A 17,028-nucleotide genomic window follows, 5' to 3' on the forward strand; every position below is an offset into this window, starting at 1 on the left:
ACACAAAACAAACCTGTTTTTAGCAAATATGTACATCGGTCACGATTTCATCAGCTGCCGGTATTCGGTCGGAGCTACGCCCATATGCTTCTTGAACATGCGCGAAAAATAATAAAGCTCCAGCCCTACGGCGCGCGCAACCTCCGACACCGGCTCGTTCGTCGCCGTCAGCAGCGATTTGGCCGTTTCCATTTTGAGCCGCTGGACGTACTGGATCGGCGAGACGCCGACGAGCTCGCGGAATTGGCGGATCAAATAGTTCGGATGAAAATGAACCAGATCGGCAAGCTGCTGCACCGTCACATTTTCGTGCAGATGCGTTTCGATATATTTCAGCACCAGGTTCAGATTGTGCATCCCTTTGTCTTCCCGCGAGGGCGGAAACGAGAGACGGTTTCGCGCGGCGCCCTCCAAATACAGGCTGATCATTTCGAAAAGCACCGCCTTCTGCATCAGCACGGAGGAAAATTCGCCGCTCTCGTAATGCGCAATAAGCTCCTTGAACAACCGGGTCAGCCGCTCTCCGTCTTCCACATCGATAAAATACGGAGCGCCGGTCAGGCGGAACAATTCGGTGTCGCCGATCCTAGCCGTAAAATGGCACCAGTATTTGCCAAAGTAGTTCTCGTCCAGCGAGTAATACGACATCTTCACGCCGGCCGGCATGACAAAAAGCTGTCCGGGACGGGGATAATACGTTTCCCCGTCGATCACAAGACAGCCTTCGCCTTCGCGGATATAATAAAACCGGTTGAAGTCCGGCACGAAATTCAATTGCCGCCAGCGCGCATCCACCTTCGAATAATTGGCGAACGTCAGATGCACCTGCACGTTGGCCAGCAAATGCCGCAGCCGCGACAGCGATTTGTTCGTCTTCATGCGATTCCCGCCGTTTACAGGATACTGGGCGCAGTTCCATACGCTTCGTCCAGCAGCCTCATTTTTTTGTCGAAATATTCCTTGTACGCCTGATTGTAGATCGACGGCTCTTTCGGATTCGGGAACCGTTCGATTTTTTGCAAATCCTCGCCTTCTTCTTCCGCACCGGACGGATACACGACCTTGCTGACGGCGCCGCAGCCAAGCCCGATAATCGTCTGACGCTCCTCCATCATGAGGATGTTGTACAAACTGTCGCGATCGCCGAGCGCATAACCGACGTTTTCGAGATTGCCGAGAATGTTTTTTTGCCGGTACATGTAATAAGGATGGTACCCGTTCGCGGCCATAAAATCGTTCGCCATCTGCATCATCTCGGCGATTTCATTGCGTCCCCCCACTTCGTACTGGTCGCGGTTTTTCGTCATTTTCGAAGCGCGCTTGAACGACAGCGTGTGAACCGTGAGCGACTCCGGCAGCAGCTTCGCCGTCTCGTCCAGCGTATGCTGAAATTCCGCCGTGCCTTCGTTCGGCAAGCCGATGATCAGGTCCATGTTAATATTGTCCATCCCCATCTGGCGGGACAGCAAAAACTTCTCGACCGTTTCCTCCACCGTATGGTGGCGGCCGATTTTATCCAGAGTCAGTTGCGTAAAGCTTTGCGGGTTGATGCTGATCCGGTCGACGTTCCATTTCTTCATCACGCGCAGCTTGTCTTCCGTAATCGTGTCGGGACGCCCGGCCTCGACCGTCAGCTCCCGCACCTTGTCCATATCCGGCAGCGATTCGTGCATCGTTACGAACAAGGCGTCGATCTGCTCCGCCGTAATGCTGGTCGGGGTGCCGCCTCCCCAATAGATCGTCGTAATGGACAGCCCGGCCCTCTTCAACCATTTGCCCGTTTCGCGAATTTCGTAATGAAGCCCTTCCAGAAACGTATCGACGGAGCCGTTATTGCCGCGTATGTCGTAAGCGGGGAACGTGCAGTATGCGCATTTCGTCGGGCAGAAAGGAATGCCGATGTAGAGGCTCACTTCGCGGTCCAGCTCGAACAGATCGGGAATGACCTGGAGCTGGCGTTCGGCGATGTCGGCAAGCAGAGTCGCTTTCTCCTCGGTCAACAAATACTCCTCGCACAGTTGCCGCACACTGGCCTCGCGTCCTTGCTTGCGGAGCATACCGTGCATCAGCTTCGTCGGTCTGACGCCGGTGAGCACTCCCCACGGCTGCTCTATTCCCGTCGCCTCCTCCAGCACGCGCAGAAGCGCCGAGCTGATGACTCGCTTCAGCTCCTTGCGCCGCTGATCGTCCGACTGCCCGCCAAGGCGCCGCCGTTCCCCTGCACTCCAGCTCTCGGCCGTGTCCGCCATCTGCAGTTGCGCCTGCACGTCCGCCGTGTCGTTCTCACAGTTCACCGTAAGCGCGATCCGCATCGCAGCGTCTTCCGCCGCCTCGTGCACAACTTCGACCTGCTCGAAAAATAGCTTGCATATATGAAACAGATTGATGTCAAAATCGGGAAAGTTGTTTTGAATCACTTGAATTTTCATCGCTCAATACGCCCCTTACTTCTTCGATCCGTATAAGCTGAACGAACAACATCGAGGAATAGGCCTAAGTGCAATGGAGGAATGGAATGGCCTCGCAGCGAGTTTTGGCTTGGAGTTCCGACGGTCCGAAGGCCCATTAAATCCAGGGAACTCCAAACAAGATGTCTGAAGCGGACTTCCATTTCGGAATGGAACGGACCTCCACAACATTCGTTCAGCTTATATAGCACACCTATTTTATCACAATAACCGGCGGGCGGCATCTCGCGGATCGAAGAAACGGGCAAACGGATTTAAGAGCGCATCGGCTTGCGGGGCGAATGTTTCTTATGGGCATGGCCGGAAGCCCATTCTTCGGCCGCTTCGGCGGCGAACGCTCCGCCGCTCATTCCCGTCGATTCGTGAACATCGTTATGCATAAGCCGATTGCCCGGCTCAAGCAGTATCGCTTCTTTTTTGGATCGGCGCATCAGGCTTGTGTCTCCTTCACTCTTTCGAAACTGTATTACCAGTTTCTCCAGGAAAGCGGAAATCCATAAGGCCGCTTGCCAGGGCGGCCGAAACGCAAAATAAGCTTTGGCCGAATCGCACCAAAGCTTCGTTCGTCTTTGTTTTCTTTACGCCCTGCTCAAGGAGAGACTGCCACCGCCGCGCGCGCCTGAAGCCGGCGTTCTTCCCGTTCCGATTCCTTAATGCGCGGGCATGTATAGCAATAATAACCGCCCTCGGTCCGGTAATACTGGCAGCAGGAGTTTTTCATTCGAAGCTGCTTGCAAGGATCCTTCAAATCTTCAACCCAGCGGATTATAACGTCAAACGGGTTTATGACCCGGCCGAATACGGACGCAGGAAGCTCCTTCACTAAAAACGAGTAATCGTCCGCGATCGCCGCGCGCTCCCGCTCGTTCGCAGCCGCCAGCATCCATTGCTCGGTCATGAAGTTGAATCGGGTCGGAAGCAGCCCCCACAGCTGCCCTATGTCGATTCCGGACACGTTCGACACGCTTTCGTACAGCGGCTTGACCGTACCGCCGTAAAACCCTGCATAAACGTCCTCCAGCCAGCTCCGGTGTTCCGCCAGCCCGATAGGCGCCGCTTGCGCCGACCAGCGGTCCAGCTTGTAGGCGATTCCTGACTTCCCTTCTTGAGCGAACAGCTGCACCGATATATTGTTCAGCGACAAATCGATCGAGCGGCCGAGCACCGATATCGCATACTGCAGCGCCAGCCCAACGTTCGCAAATTGGTTGCAAAAATACGTTGCCGCCGCGATCCGGTCCAGCCCTTTCATAAGCGGTCTGTAAACCTCGAGCAGCCGTTCCATCTCTTCCGGCTCCAGCAGGCGCGACGCAGGTATGACATAGACGACCTTGTCCGCATCGCTTGGACCGACATTGAACTTGTGCAAGCTATCGAAATTCACAGCGGCCACTCCCTTTTCTATGTAAACCATTAATAGTCGAAATTGATAATCATTATCATTATAACGACAAAAAAAGAGCCCGTCAACGGCTCTCCAAAAGAAGCGTCACCGGTCCCCAATTCGTAAATTGCACATCCATCATAGCGCCGAATACGCCGGTTTCCACTCGCAGCCCTTGTTCGCGCAGCAGTTCGTTAAACCGCTCGTACAGCGGCTTCGCCTGCTCGGGACGGGCGGCCGCCATGAAGTTGGGCCGCTTCCCTTTGCGCGTATCTCCGTACAGCGTAAACTGCGACACCGATAACACCGCGCCGCCCGCGTCCAGCACGGACAGGTTCATCTTCCCTTCGGCGTCCTCGAAGATGCGCAGCCCGGCCAACTTCTCGGCCAAATAACGGGCGTCCTGCTCGGTATCTTCGTGCGTAACGCCGACCAGCGCGACAAGCCCTTGTTCGATGCGGCCTACGACTTCGCCGTCTACCGTCACCTGCGCCTCCTTGCTTCTCTGTACGACGATTCTCAAGTTCCGTGCTCTCCCTTACGTTTGCATAATCCGCTGAACGGAATAAATGTCCTTGACGCGTTTGATTTTTTCCACAACCGCATGCAAATGATCCGTATTTTTAATCAAAATCGTCATGTGAATGATCGCCATTTTGTTTTTGTCCGAGCGGCCGGATACGGCGGATATGACCGTTTTGCTTTCCGATACGGCCTGCAGCACCTCGTTCATAAAGGCGCGGCGGTTATTGCCGGTAATCTCGATCTCGACATGGTAGTTCGCCTCGACGGCCGCTTCCCATTCGACCTCGATCATCCGGTTCTGGTCGTCCTCGTCCCCGCACGGAATGTTCGTACAGTCTTCGCGGTGGATTGAGACGCCTCGCCCGCGCGTAATGTAGCCGATAATCGGATCGCCGGGAACCGGGTTGCAGCAGCGGGCGAACCGGACGAGCATATTGTCCACGCCGTGGACGCGAACGCCGTGCGTCGGCCTGCTCTTCTTCTCGAGCGGCGCCTTCACTTCCTTCACTTCGCTGGTCAGCTCGAGCGCTTTCGCCTGCGCTTCTTCGTTTTCCTTGCGCAGCTTGTCCGTCAGACGGGTGCAGATTTGCGCCGCCGTTATACCGCCGAAGCCAACTGCGGACATCATATCCTCGATGTCGCCGAAGTTGAACTTCCTCGCGACCTCCTGCAAGTTGTCGTCGGTCATGATCGACGAAGGCTCGAGGCCGAGACGCTTCAGCTCCCGCTCGATCGCTTCCTTGCCCTTCTGGACGTTCTCTTCCCGCTTCTCCTTTTTGAACCATTGCTTGATTTTGCTGCGCGCATGCGAGGACTGGGCGATTTTCACCCAATCCTGACTCGGGCCGTATGAATGCTTGGACGTCAAAATTTCCACGATATCGCCCGTGCTCAGCTTATGGTCGAGCGGCACGATGCGTCCGTTCACTTTCGCTCCGACGGTCCGGTTGCCGATCTCCGTATGAATGCGGTAGGCAAAATCAAGCGGCACGGAACCGGCCGGCAGCTCGATCACCTCGCCCTTCGGCGTAAACACGAATACGAGGTCGGAGAAAAAGTCCATTTTGAGCGATTCCATAAATTCCGCGGCGTCTCGCGTTTCCTGCTGCAGCTCGAGTATTTCGCGAAAAAAATTCATCCGGTCGCCGAAGCCGCCCGAAGGCACCATCGAGCCTTCCTTGTACGCCCAGTGAGCGGCGATGCCGAACTCGGACGTCTTGTGCATGTCCCATGTGCGAATCTGCACCTCGAGCGGCTCCCCGCTCGGGCCAACGACCGTCGTATGCAGCGACTGGTACATATTCGGCTTCGGCATGGCGATATAGTCTTTGAACCGTCCCGGCATCGGCTTCCACAGCGTATGGATAATGCCGAGCGTCGCGTAGCAATCTTTAATATTTTCGACAATGACGCGAATGGCAAGCAGATCGTATATTTCGTTAAACTGCTTGTTTTTCGTCGTCATCTTTTTGTAAATGCTGTAAATATGTTTCGGCCGTCCGGAAATATCGCCTTGGGTGCCCATTTCCGCAAGCTTGCCGCGAATGCTGGCGATAATCTCCTCGATATATTTCTCGCGTTCGACCCGCTTTTTCTGCATCAGGTTGACGATCCGGTAATACTGTTGCGGATTCAAATAACGGAGGGCGATATCCTCCATCTCCCACTTGATCGCGGATATACCGAGCCGATGGGCAATCGGGCAAAAAATCTCCAGCGTTTCGTCGGCAATGCGCCGCTGCGCTTCCTCGGACTGGAATTTGAGCGTGCGCATATTATGCAGACGGTCGGCCAGCTTTATAAGAATGACCCGGATATCCTGGGCCATCGCCACGAACATTTTGCGATAATTTTCGTTTTGCTGCTCTTCCTTCGATTTGAACTTGATTTTCTCCAGCTTGGTCAGGCCGTCGACGAGCAGTGCGCAAGTTTTGCCGAATTGCTTCTCCACCGTAGCGAGCGATACGGTCGTATCCTCGACGACATCATGAAGCAGGGCGGCGATAATCGAGGTGACATCCATCTGCATATTCACCAAAATTTCGGCAACGGCCAGCGGATGCAAAATATAAGGCTCCCCCGACTTGCGTACCTGCCCATGATGGGCTTGATCGGCAAAGTCGAATGCTTCGCGGATTCGAACGAGGTCGTTTGGTTTCAAGTAAGCCGCCGCGCGTTCCAGTAAAAGCTCAATGCCCATCGTTATTATACCTACTCCTGCCACATTCGTTTTATGGTTCCGGGCTCCCCGCAAAGCTTCAGGAACAATCTTCGGTTTGGGGGGCAGAGATTATGCTTCGCTTTGAGGGTTGTTTCTTCATTATGCCCTTGAATACAGGCTTCGTCAACTGAAACGGGTCAATTTCAGGCCAACGCTATCTAGCGTTTCATCCACAAGACGATGGCTTTCGTTCTCGACATAATCCCCCACAAAGCGGGGTTCGGGCTTCGATGCTTTGCGGGGGGCCTCAACAAAAAAAGACAAGTGCTTTTTCTGCATATTTCTGCTATTCTATTGGATGGTATTTTATAATTGTGTCCAATTTGTGACAATTAACGAACGTAAAGGAGAATGTCGCCCATGCAGCAACGCATCATCCAGGTGGACGAACGTCCACCGCTACCGAAAAGCATTCCGCTCGGCCTGCAGCATCTGTTCGCCATGTTCGGCTCGACCGTCCTTGTCCCGTTTCTGTTCAAGGTCGATCCGGCGACAATCCTGCTGATGAACGGGATCGGCACCTTGTTCTACCTGATCCTCTGCAAAGGAAAAATCCCGTCTTATCTCGGCTCCAGCTTCGCCTTTATTTCGCCGGTGTTCGTCGTGCTCGGCTCGAAGGGATACAACGCTGCGCTCGGCGGCTTTATTGTGGTCGGCGTCGTTTTCTGTCTGTTCGCCTTATTGATCAAATCAGTCGGGACACGCTGGATCGATGTCGTATTCCCGCCGGCAGCGATGGGCGCCATCGTCGCCGTTATCGGGCTGGAGCTTGTCCCGGTTGCCGCCAGCATGGCCGGGCTCATTCCGGGGACGGACGCGCCGAAAGACTGGTCGATCGATCCTACAGTCGTAACCGTCTCGCTAGCCACGCTCCTGATTACGATTATCGGCCAAGCGATGTTCCGCGGTTTCCTGAAAATCATCCCGATTCTGATCGGCATTGTAGCAGGTTATGTGATCGCCGCCGCCAGCGGACTGGTCAGCATGGATAAAGTAAGAGAGGCGGACTGGTTAGCCGTCCCGACGTTTTACGCGCCTTCGTGGGATTGGCCGAGCATTCTGATCATCCTGCCTGCCGCTCTCGTCGTGATTGTCGAGCATATCGGCCATCTGATCGTAACCGGCAATATTGTCGGCAAAGATTTGACGAAAGATCCCGGTCTCGACCGTTCACTGCTTGGCAACGGCATCTCTACGATCGTTTCCGGCTTTGTCGGCTCTACGCCAAATACGACTTACGGCGAAAACATCGGCGTACTGGCGATTACGAAAGTATATTCCACTTGGGTGCTCGGTCTTGCCGCCATATTCGCCGTGCTGTTGTCGTTCGTCGGCAAGCTGGCCGCGCTGATCAATACGATTCCGACCGCCGTCATGGGCGGCATCTCGCTGCTGCTGTTCGGCGTCATTGCCGCTTCGGGTATCCGCATGCTCGTTGAGAGCAAGGTCGATTACTCGAAGCCGTCCAACCTCATCTTGACGACGATCGTGCTTGTCATCGGTATCAGCGGAGCGAAGCTGGCCTGGGGCAACTTTGAGTTGAAAGGCATGGCGCTTGCCACGGTAGTTGCCATCGTACTCAGCCTGTTCTTCAAGCTTAGCGAAGTGCTTGGACTATCGAACGACAAGGAAGAAGCGAAGTAATGCAAGACGGCTGTTCCATTTCTGCCAGCTTGGCTATGTACAGGCAAATAGGAACACGCAATATACTACGAAAGGCTCGGCCCTCCATAAAAGGCCGGGTCTTTTTGCTGCTATCGTACAAAAGGCGCAACGCCCGGGATTATTTCCCGGAAAATATTGTCGACTGCTCGGTCCGGCGCATCAGTGCATGGGAACGCAAAAAGCGCGGTCACTATGACCGCGCCTAATCAGCACTCGGATCAATATTGAACTAGCGAAAAAACGTCCAGGTCCTGCAACTTGTCGCGTCCGTTCAAGTAGATCAGCTCAATCAGAAAAGCCGCGCCGACAATATCGCCGCCAAGCTGGTTGATGAGGTTGATCGTCGTCGAAATCGTGCCTCCGGTTGCAAGCAAATCGTCGGCGATCAGCACGCGCTGACCGGGCAAGATCGCATCCTTGTGAACAGCGAGCTTGTCTTTGCCGTACTCCAGATCGTACCCCGCCTCGATCGTTTCGCCCGGCAGCTTGCCGCTTTTGCGAATCGGCACAAAACCGACGCCGAGCGCATAAGCAAGCGGAGCGCCGATGACGAAGCCGCGCGCCTCGGGACCGGCAACGAGATCGATTCCGCTACCTCGGTAATGATCCGCCAGCGTATCGATGACCTGTTTGTAAACCGCTCCGTTGTTAAGCAGCGTCGTAATGTCCTTGAACCGGATTCCCGGCTGCGGGAAGTCGTGGATAACGCGAATATGTTCCTTATAATTCATACAATTCCCTCCATCGTCCGTGTCGCCCGTGCTTCCAGTTTGTCCGAAATCCACTCCGCAAGCTGCTGGGCGTTTGAATATACTAGCATCTGTTCCACTTCGCTGCGCTTCAGCCGGCTTTGGTACGCTTCCGATTCGTTCATGTCCCGCTTACGCGGAGACGAGACTGCCGTATACGTTTCTCCCTGGCGAACGATGAACTCCAGCTCTTCGAACACGTTCAGCATGAACCGGATCAGCCCCTCCGACAATCCGAGCTTTCGCCGAACCGGCTCGAGAAACGCCGCGTTGCCGATAGCCCAGTTGTTCTGGCGGATCACAGCCTGATAAAGCGCCTTGAATATGTCTCTGGAAGGGACCGAGGCGTAGTCCCGGTCCCAATCGGCGAATGCGGCATAGATTCGGCTCGCCTCGCACCGCTCCAGCAGCTTCTCGAGACTTGCGAGCTGACCGGGCATGGACAGCAGCAGGACATCGGACGCTTCCTCGAATACGGCTTGTTTCGCCACCGCATTTAAGGGAATAGCTCCTCTCCGCACATCCATCGCCCATAATCCGCATGGGAGCCTGTCGGGGTCGATCTGCCTTGTCGGCGAATCGGCATCAACGACGATGGCCGAATATCCGCCATTGCGGTCGCTGATCCGCCTCAGCTCCTCCGTCACCTCTTCGAGCTTCTGAACCGCCTGCTTCGCCCCTCTCCAGTCGAACACCTGCGTTTGCGGAATTTGCATATCGTGAATGAGAATTTGCGGCTTGCGCACGCCGTTCCATTCATTGATGCCGAATTCGCCGAGAATGTCCACCTTCGCTGTTGCGGAGATCAGATCGAGATACGCGCCGCGGCCAAATCCAATCGCCTCTACCGTGCCCCCCTCCGCGGCTTCCGGTTTCGCCAACATCAGCTTCAAGTGCTGGCGGTCTTTGCCGAGCGCCCGCTTCTCCTGCACACGCAGGCCGGACAAGACGAATCGAGGCGACGGGTTCGCCATGCCGAACGGAGCCAGCATTTCAAGCTGGCGGATGAACTCGACCGTCACGTCTTCAAGCGCAAATTCCGCATCGACGTTTTGCACCGGAACAAGGTCGTCTTCCGTCAGCCACTCGTCCGCTGCTGCGTTCATCGCCTGCCGAAACTCGTCCAACCGGTCGCGATGCAGCGTCATGCCGGCCGCAGCTTGGTGGCCGCCGTAATGATCGAGCAATCCGGCGCACTGCGTAAGTGCGCGATACAGATCGAAGCCCGGTATCGAACGCGCGGAGCCTTTCGCGAGTCCCGTCTCGGGATCGATGCCAAGCACGATGACCGGACGATAGTAACGCTCCAGCAGCTTGGCCGCGACAATGCCGATGACGCCGACGTTCCAGCCTTCCTCCGCTACGACAATCACCTGATCCCGGGCATCGGGGTCCTGAATGGCTCTTTTCTCCAAAGCCTGGCCCGTCATCTCCTCGACGATCCGCTGACGCTCCTTGTTCAGCTCGTCCAGCGATGCCGCAATATGCTCGGCTTCTTCCTTGTTGTCCGTCGTGAGCAGCATCACGGCATCCTCCGCATGGTCCAGCCTGCCGCTCGCGTTGATGCGCGGGGCAAGCGAAAAGCCGAGATGTGTGGCAGTCACTTCTTTACCCGTCACACCCGACACGTCCAGAAGAGCCTTGATGCCTATGTAGCTGCTCTTCTGCATTCTGTCCAGGCCGAGCTTCACGATCGAGCGATTCTCGCCAAGCAGCGGCATCAAATCCGCGACCGTACCGATCGCGGCGATCTCCAGCAAATCGAGCGGCGGCTCGCCAAGCAAAGCATGGGCCAGCTTAAAAGCCACGCCCACGCCGGCAAGCTGCTTGAACGGGTAAGGGCAGCCCGGCTTTTTCGGATTCAGGACGGCGACCGCATCGGGAAGCCACTCGGGCGGCTCGTGGTGATCGGTAACGACAACGTCGATCCCGAGCTCCTTCGCCAGGGCGACCTGCTCCACCGCACTGATCCCGGTATCGACTGTGATCAGGAGCGTCACGCCGCTCTCCTTGGCGAGTTCGATCGCTTTGGCGTTCAGACCGTAACCTTCGAGAGCCCGATGCGGAATGTAGGTATCGAAGTCGGCTCCCAGTCTGCGAAGCAGGTGAGTCATTAGCGCGGTACTGCTGACTCCATCCGCATCGTAATCGCCGTAAACGCGAATTTTCTCGTTCGCCTGAAGCGCCTGGCGAATACGCCGGACCGCCTCCTCCATGCCGTCCAACAGAAAAGGATCATGAAAATGATCCTTTTCGCCTTTGAGGAAGCGTTCGGCTTCCCCGATATCGGTAATCCCGCGAGTTACCAGCAGTCCGCCCACAACCGGGTGAAGTCCTAACTCCTCGCACAGTCGGTCCGCGATCGCGCTATCTACGGTGCCTATGTTCCATTTTGCTTTTGAATGAAGCACGTCGCACCTCCGAATTCATGCTTCCGCGGCGGGAAGACGGTATGGTTAATGCAGTAAAGTCGGATAGTCGGAATGTTCCGAGTCGACATCCTTATACGGGTATCCGGAGTCGTACGGATTGACGTGAATGAATACGTCGGATACGTGGGAGAACTTGCTCAGCAGCTGGTGCTTCACCGCTTTGCCAATGTCGTGACCTTCCACGACCGTAATCTTCGGATTGACGCAAATTTTAATATCTACGATCACATAATGGCCGTGCTCGCGGGCGCGCAGTTCGTTCACGGCGATAACGCCTTTGACCCGAAGCGCCGCCTCGAGCAATTCTTCCGTTTCTTCCTGATGAAGCACATGATCGATCGTCTTATGAATCGAATCTTTGACCATCTTATAGCCCATCCGCAGAACGAGCACCGCTACGAAAATACCGGCGATCGGGTCCATGTAAAACAGCAGCGGTTGGTTCATGTAATTGCCGAGCACCGCTGCTCCGACGCCGATGAGGACGGCCACGGACGACATGACGTCCGTCCGGTGATCCCAGGCGCTTGCAATCAGCGCGTGGCTCGACAGCTTTTTGCCCAAACGGAAATTGTATTGAAACAAGAGCTCTTTGACCACAATCGAAATGCTGATGGCGATGAGCGCATATCGCTCCGGCGCCTCGCCTACTCCGGCAAATATCGATTTGACGGAATTAAAGCCGATTTCGAGTCCGACAAGAAGCAGCAGCACGGAAACGATAATCGCCGAAACCGATTCCGCTTTCCCGTGGCCGTACGGATGCTCTTCGTCCGGAGGACGTTTCGCCGCCTTCAGTCCGATCAGCACCGCAATCGAGCCCGCCACGTCCGAAAGCGAATTGGCCGCATCCGCGAGCAGCGCCTTACTGCCCGACAAAAAGCCGACGATTCCTTTCATGACCGCAAGCGCAATGTTTCCTATAATACCCAGCCAAGCCGCAAATCGCGCTTTTTGATAACGCTGATCCGCCATATGGCCCCCCTTTAGGAGACTTTACCGGAATTACGCACGTGTTTGGCAATTCCGGCAAACTCCTTGCTTAACGTTATAGAAAGTTTAACTTCGCTTGAGCATTAACGCGAAATTAAACTTTCTATACCAAAATAAGTTACCGCTAAAACACGAAAACGCATCAACTGCAAGCTTCGATCTCAAAGCGCCTTCAGTTACGGATTCGCTTTAGCCGGCGCCGCCTTAACCGATTTGAGCGACGATTTTTTCAGCAAATACCACATCGGCGTAGCGAGACAGATCGAAGAATAAACGCCGCTGACGAGACCGATCATTTTTGCGAGCGCGAACAGCTTGATCGATTCGCTGCCGAACAAATACAGACAGAAGGCGGCGATCAATACGGTAACGACCGTGTTGATCGAACGGCCCATCGTCTGCCAAATACTCGTGTTGACGAGATCGGCCAAATCGCTGTCCGTCTTGAGCCGGCCGAAGCGCAAATTTTCGCGTATCCGGTCAAGTATAACGATCTTGTCGTTAATGGAATAACCGATCGTCGTAAGGACAGCCGCCACGAACGGCAAGTCCACCTCGAGACGGAATATCGAGAAAATCGCGATAACGAAAAACGCGTCATACAAAATCGTAACGATCGCGGATAGCGCGAACCGCCATTCGAAACGGATCGTAACGTACAAACTGATGGCGATGCTGGCAATGCCAACGGCAATCATCGCCTTATTTTTCATTTCGTTCGCCATATCCGGCGATACGGTGTTCACTTCTGACGATACCTTGTCTCCGAAGGCCGCAACGAACGTAGCCGTCACCTTCTTCACTTGGTCCTCCGTAAGCACATCGTCGTAACGCGCCGACACCCGGTCGTTGTTCGCGCCGCCGATCGTTACTATAACCGGAGTTAAGCCGGATTCGGCAAATATTTTTTCCACCTGCGCCTTGTCCGTCGCCTTGCCGACCGCCAGGTCGAGCGAGGTTCCGGATTTGAAGTCGACGCCGTAGTGCATGCCCCACAAAAGCACCATGACGATACCGATGAGCGTTACCGCAGCGGATGCGATGAAAAAGATGTTGCGATGTTTGACAAAATCAAAACGACGCTTAGAGATCACGTATTTCAGCCTCCTTGACGCCGAAATACGTCGGCTTCTTGAATATATTCGCGCGCAGTAGCAAATCGATCAAAAATTTGGACAACACCACGTTCGTAAGCATACTGATGATAATGCTCACGATCATAGTCAAAGCAAATCCCTTGATCGCTCCGTTGCCGACAAAATAAAGCACGCCGCCGGAGATGATGTTCGTAATGTTGGCGTCCATAATCGTTCTCAAGCTATGTTTGGAGCCCGATTTCAAAGAGGACAGCAAGCTTTTGCCGCTGCGGATTTCTTCCTTGATCCGCTCGAACTTGATGATGTTCGCGTCGACCGCCATCCCGATTCCGAGAATAAGAGCCGCAATGCCGGGAAGCGTGAGTGTCGCGTTCATCCAGTAGAAGACGACCAGCACGAGCCAGGTGTATATAATCAGCGTTACCGCCGCCACTATGCCCGGCACACGGTAAAACACGATCATGAACAGCAAAATAAGCAGAGAGCCGATAATGCCGGCTTTCACTGTCTGCTCGAGCGATTGCTGTCCGAGCGTAGCGCCGATCGATTGCGTGTACTTTTCCGTCAGTTTGAGCGGAAGCGCGCCCAGATTGATAATGTCTTTCAGGTTTGTAGCTTCATCGTACGTGTAATTCCCCTGAATCGTCGCTTTGCCGTCGGTAAGCACCGACTGGACGACCGGGGCGGACAGTTCGTCTTCGTCCAAATAAATCGCCAACGGCTGGTTTAGCAGCCTGCGGGTCACGTCCGCGAATTTGTCCTTGTCCTTCACTTCGATCTGAATAATCGGCCGGTTCGCCTGATCGAAGCCGACTTTGGCGGCGCCTTCGACGAAATCGCTGCCGATCATTTCTTTTTTGCCGTCAGGTCCGCGGAACGACAGCTCCGCAGGCTTGCGAAGCAGCTCGCGTACCTGCTCCTGATTTTCGACGCCGGCGAGCTTGACCCGAATCCGGTTCGTTCCTTCCGTCGTCACGTCGGGCTCGGCGACTCCGCTGGAGTTCGCCCGCTTTTCCAAGCTTTGCGCCGTCTTGATGAGCGAGTCGCGGGTAACCTCTTTGCCCGCCTCGATCGGCTCGGCTACATACAAAATCTCGAAGCCGCCTTTCAGATCCAGTCCAAGCCTCACCTTCGAAAGCAATCCGGGGCTTGACCATACGACAACGCCTAGCGAAATGACCACGATAAGCAGAAATGCCGCTAATCGTTTGATGTTCATGTGTGCGACTCCCTTCCATACTCAATATTCCTATTATACCCACCGTCTAAAATCGAGTCAATTTGACCTATTCCCCCAAAAGTGACGCCAATCTTCGCAGCCGATTCCGAGTACTTTTGGGGGAGCCCCCGAAATCTTTTCCCCAAAAGTGACGCCAAGCTTCGCAGCGGATTCCGGGTACTTTCCACCAAAAAAAGAAGCCGCGTTTCGGTCAGAAACGGGCGTCGCCGCGGTAAATACTCATCGTCATCCAATTCATGAAGCTCGTTACTTTGAGCGATAGGATATCACTAACCATCTGATGCAGCATCGGCTGACCGGTTTTGACGTATTTGTCGCTGACGCAGTTCCAAATATCGACTCCGGTCACCTGCTCGTAACCGATCAGCCGGAACTCGTCGGCCTTGTACTTGCACAGCTCTTCGATCGTTTCGTTCAGCTCCGCCTCCGTTAACCCGGCGCTCTCAGAAGCCTCGTATTCGTCCTCGTTCATACGCTCGTTCCTCCCAGCGCAGCAAATGGCGTTGTTCACGATCGTCCTACCAAACCTATTCGCCGTCTGCGGCTCGATTCCTTCTCCGCCTGTAAAGGGTCGTCCAAATTTGTTGCATGAGTCCGCTACTTGTCCGCATATCCATAAGCAAAAGTCTATCTACCGTGCCCGCCAGTCCATTCCACAACGGAAGGAAGAAACCGCTTTGACGAAGCAATCGTTCATCAAAGGGACCATGATTCTATTAGCTGCCGGCATCGTAAACCGGATACTCGGCTTCATTCCGCGCATCGCCCTTCCCCGCGTCATCGGCGCCGAAGGAGTCGGCTTGTACCAGCTCGGCTATCCGTTCATGATCGTGATCATTACGATCATTTCCAGCGGAGTGCCTCTTGCCGTCGCCAAACTGGTCGCAGAAGCCGAGTCGGCGAACGAGGAGAAGCGGATTCGCTCGATCTTGCGCGTGTCGCTTTTCCTGACCGGCGTGCTCTCGATTTTGTTTACCGTTTTTTGCATATGGGCCGCACCCTGGATTACATCCACGCTTATTACCGATTCCCGGGTGATCTACACGTTCCTCAGCATGTGCCCGATCTTGCCGATCGTAGCCATATCCGCCGTTTATCGCGGTTATTTTCAGGGCAGGCAGAACATGATTCCGACCGCCGCTTCGCAGGTCGTCGAAACGCTCGTGCGTATTGTAGCCATGCTCGCTTTCGCCTATTTGCTGCTTCCCTACGGATTAGAATGGGCCGCTGCGGGTGCCATGATCGGAGTCGTCACCGGCGAGCTGTTCGGGATGCTCGTGCTGCTGCTCAGCTTCTGGCGCAGCCGCCGAGGCAGCCGGACAAGCAGCGCTCGCAGCGCATCGGATCTGGCCAAAACCGGCGGTCTTCGGCCGTTCCGCATCTCGGAATTGCTCCAGATTGCCATCCCGGTTACGGCCAGCAAGCTGGTTGGCTCGACCTCGTATTTGCTTGAATCGATTCTGATCGCCCAGAGCCTCGCCGTCGCCGGAGTCGCTACCGCTCTCGCCACCGCTCAGTATGGCGTGCTGCAAGGGATGGTCATTCCGATTTTGCTGATGCCGGGCGCTCTCACGTATTCGCTATCCGTGTCGCTCGTCCCGACGCTGTCGGAGGCGGCAGCCCGGGGCGATATGAAGACGATCCACAAACGGCTGCACCAGTCGCTTCGCCTTGCCCTCGTAACGGGCGCTCCCTTTGCCGTCATCATGCTCGTGCTCGCCGAGCCGCTATGCTATTTTTTGTACAACAACGCCGAAGTCGGCAAAATGCTGCAAATGATGGCCCCGGTCGCGCTGTTTCTTTACTTTCAGGGCCCGCTGCAAGCGACCCTGCAAGCGCTCAATCATCCGGGCAGCGCTCTTATGAATACGTTCGTCGGCGCCGTCGTCAAGCTTGCGCTGATCGTATTTCTCGCCTCCAAGCCGCAATGGGGCATTCTCGGGGCCGTCATCGCGATGAACGCGAACATTTTCCTCGTAACGATGCTGCATTGGCACAGCATATCGAAGCTGCTGCGCTTCCGGATGCAGAGCGTGCATTTCGTCAAAACCGGGCTCGCGGCCCTTTTGATGGGACTGAGCTGTTATGCACTAATGCACCAGCCGTTGTTCGGCACACCTCTCGTCCGGTTTATGTCCGCTTGCGCTGTCGGCACGCTCGTTTATCTTATCTGCATCTTCATGCTGAAGCTTGTGGATCGAAGCGACCTTACCCGAATTTCGTGGCCCGGCAAAAAATAAGCGGATCGTTCGCC

14 protein-coding genes are annotated in these 17,028 nt (G+C 55.1%); 2 read left to right on the forward strand and 12 right to left on the reverse strand.

The genetic code is table 11. The features are described from left to right. Nucleotides 1-39 precede the first annotated feature (39 nt). The 6 genes from D7M11_RS16540 to D7M11_RS16560 all read right to left on the reverse strand — a co-directional run bounded on the left by D7M11_RS16540 (nucleotide 40) and on the right by D7M11_RS16560 (nucleotide 6,577). The gene (locus tag D7M11_RS16540) at nucleotides 40-879 is read right to left on the reverse strand and encodes an AraC family transcriptional regulator (protein ID WP_120748348.1); all 840 of its coding nucleotides are present in this window, start codon (nucleotides 877-879) and stop codon (nucleotides 40-42) included. Between the two features lie 14 nt (nucleotides 880-893). After that, nucleotides 894-2,429 carry a coproporphyrinogen III oxidase gene (locus D7M11_RS16545; protein ID WP_120748349.1) on the reverse strand — a complete coding sequence of 512 codons (1,536 nt, stop codon included), beginning with the start codon at nucleotides 2,427-2,429 and terminating at the stop codon, nucleotides 894-896. 293 nt (nucleotides 2,430-2,722) lie between these two features. Beyond that, nucleotides 2,723-2,899, reverse strand: a complete 177-nt coding sequence (locus D7M11_RS36455) for a hypothetical protein (protein WP_158606663.1) — start codon at nucleotides 2,897-2,899, stop codon at nucleotides 2,723-2,725. Between the two features lie 158 nt (nucleotides 2,900-3,057). Beyond that, a complete protein-coding gene (locus D7M11_RS16550) occupies nucleotides 3,058-3,852 on the reverse strand; it encodes a (2Fe-2S)-binding protein (protein ID WP_158606664.1) in 795 nt (264 codons plus the stop codon). Between the two features lie 82 nt (nucleotides 3,853-3,934). Next, the gene (dtd, locus tag D7M11_RS16555) at nucleotides 3,935-4,375 is read right to left on the reverse strand and encodes a D-aminoacyl-tRNA deacylase (protein WP_120748351.1); all 441 of its coding nucleotides are present in this window, start codon (nucleotides 4,373-4,375) and stop codon (nucleotides 3,935-3,937) included. A gap of 15 nt (nucleotides 4,376-4,390) precedes the next feature. After that, nucleotides 4,391-6,577, reverse strand: coding sequence for a RelA/SpoT family protein (locus tag D7M11_RS16560; RefSeq protein WP_120748352.1), 2,187 nt, complete (start codon nucleotides 6,575-6,577; stop codon nucleotides 4,391-4,393). A 381-nt stretch (nucleotides 6,578-6,958) separates the two neighbouring features. Here D7M11_RS16560 and uraA point away from each other — a divergent pair, with 381 nt between their 5' ends. After that, nucleotides 6,959-8,242: a uracil permease gene (gene uraA, locus D7M11_RS16565; protein ID WP_120748353.1), complete on the forward strand. Its 1,284-nt coding sequence runs from the start codon at nucleotides 6,959-6,961 to the stop codon at nucleotides 8,240-8,242. A gap of 239 nt (nucleotides 8,243-8,481) precedes the next feature. Here uraA and D7M11_RS16575 read toward each other — a convergent pair whose 3' ends face one another. From D7M11_RS16575 to D7M11_RS16600, 6 genes are all read right to left on the reverse strand, one after another. Continuing rightward, a complete protein-coding gene (locus D7M11_RS16575) occupies nucleotides 8,482-8,994 on the reverse strand; it encodes an adenine phosphoribosyltransferase (protein WP_120748355.1) in 513 nt (170 codons plus the stop codon). After that, complete coding sequence (gene recJ, locus D7M11_RS16580) at nucleotides 8,991-11,423, reverse strand: single-stranded-DNA-specific exonuclease RecJ (protein WP_120748356.1); 2,433 nt, start codon at nucleotides 11,421-11,423, stop codon at nucleotides 8,991-8,993. Before recJ ends, D7M11_RS16575 begins: the two co-directional genes overlap by 4 nt. Before the next feature lie 45 nt (nucleotides 11,424-11,468). After that, nucleotides 11,469-12,419, reverse strand: coding sequence for a cation diffusion facilitator family transporter (locus D7M11_RS16585; protein ID WP_120748357.1), 951 nt, complete (start codon nucleotides 12,417-12,419; stop codon nucleotides 11,469-11,471). A gap of 194 nt (nucleotides 12,420-12,613) precedes the next feature. Then, complete coding sequence (gene secF, locus D7M11_RS16590; RefSeq protein ID WP_120748358.1) at nucleotides 12,614-13,531, reverse strand: protein translocase subunit SecF; 918 nt, start codon at nucleotides 13,529-13,531, stop codon at nucleotides 12,614-12,616. Then, the gene (gene secD / locus D7M11_RS16595) at nucleotides 13,521-14,753 is read right to left on the reverse strand and encodes a protein translocase subunit SecD (protein ID WP_120748359.1); all 1,233 of its coding nucleotides are present in this window, start codon (nucleotides 14,751-14,753) and stop codon (nucleotides 13,521-13,523) included. Before secD ends, secF begins: the two co-directional genes overlap by 11 nt. A 211-nt stretch (nucleotides 14,754-14,964) precedes the next feature. Continuing rightward, a complete protein-coding gene (locus D7M11_RS16600) occupies nucleotides 14,965-15,246 on the reverse strand; it encodes a post-transcriptional regulator (RefSeq protein WP_120748360.1) in 282 nt (93 codons plus the stop codon). Between the two features lie 205 nt (nucleotides 15,247-15,451). Between D7M11_RS16600 and spoVB the strand changes: the two genes are divergently transcribed. After that, the gene (gene spoVB / locus D7M11_RS16605; protein ID WP_120748361.1) at nucleotides 15,452-17,014 is read left to right on the forward strand and encodes a stage V sporulation protein B; all 1,563 of its coding nucleotides are present in this window, start codon (nucleotides 15,452-15,454) and stop codon (nucleotides 17,012-17,014) included. Nucleotides 17,015-17,028: the final 14 nt, after the last annotated feature.

The sequence above is a fragment of the Paenibacillus ginsengarvi genome, assembly GCF_003626695.1.
Classification (GTDB): Bacteria; Bacillota; Bacilli; order Paenibacillales; family NBRC-103111; genus Paenibacillus_AB; species Paenibacillus_AB ginsengarvi.

What these genes read in the sequence shown, in the direction of transcription:
- D7M11_RS16540 (WP_120748348.1), bottom strand. Translation starts at nt 879, where the DNA reads ATGAAGACGAACAAATCGCTGTCGCGGCTGCGGCATTTGCTGGCCAAC.
- D7M11_RS16545 (WP_120748349.1), bottom strand. Translation starts at nt 2,429, where the DNA reads ATGAAAATTCAAGTGATTCAAAACAACTTTCCCGATTTTGACATCAAT.
- D7M11_RS36455 (WP_158606663.1), bottom strand. Translation starts at nt 2,899, where the DNA reads ATGCGCCGATCCAAAAAAGAAGCGATACTGCTTGAGCCGGGCAATCGG.
- D7M11_RS16560 (WP_120748352.1), bottom strand. Translation starts at nt 6,577, where the DNA reads ATGGGCATTGAGCTTTTACTGGAACGCGCGGCGGCTTACTTGAAACCA.
- uraA (WP_120748353.1), top strand. Translation starts at nt 6,959, where the DNA reads ATGCAGCAACGCATCATCCAGGTGGACGAACGTCCACCGCTACCGAAA.
- D7M11_RS16575 (WP_120748355.1), bottom strand. Translation starts at nt 8,994, where the DNA reads ATGAATTATAAGGAACATATTCGCGTTATCCACGACTTCCCGCAGCCG.
- D7M11_RS16585 (WP_120748357.1), bottom strand. Translation starts at nt 12,419, where the DNA reads ATGGCGGATCAGCGTTATCAAAAAGCGCGATTTGCGGCTTGGCTGGGT.
- secD (WP_120748359.1), bottom strand. Translation starts at nt 14,753, where the DNA reads ATGAACATCAAACGATTAGCGGCATTTCTGCTTATCGTGGTCATTTCG.
- D7M11_RS16600 (WP_120748360.1), bottom strand. Translation starts at nt 15,246, where the DNA reads ATGAACGAGGACGAATACGAGGCTTCTGAGAGCGCCGGGTTAACGGAG.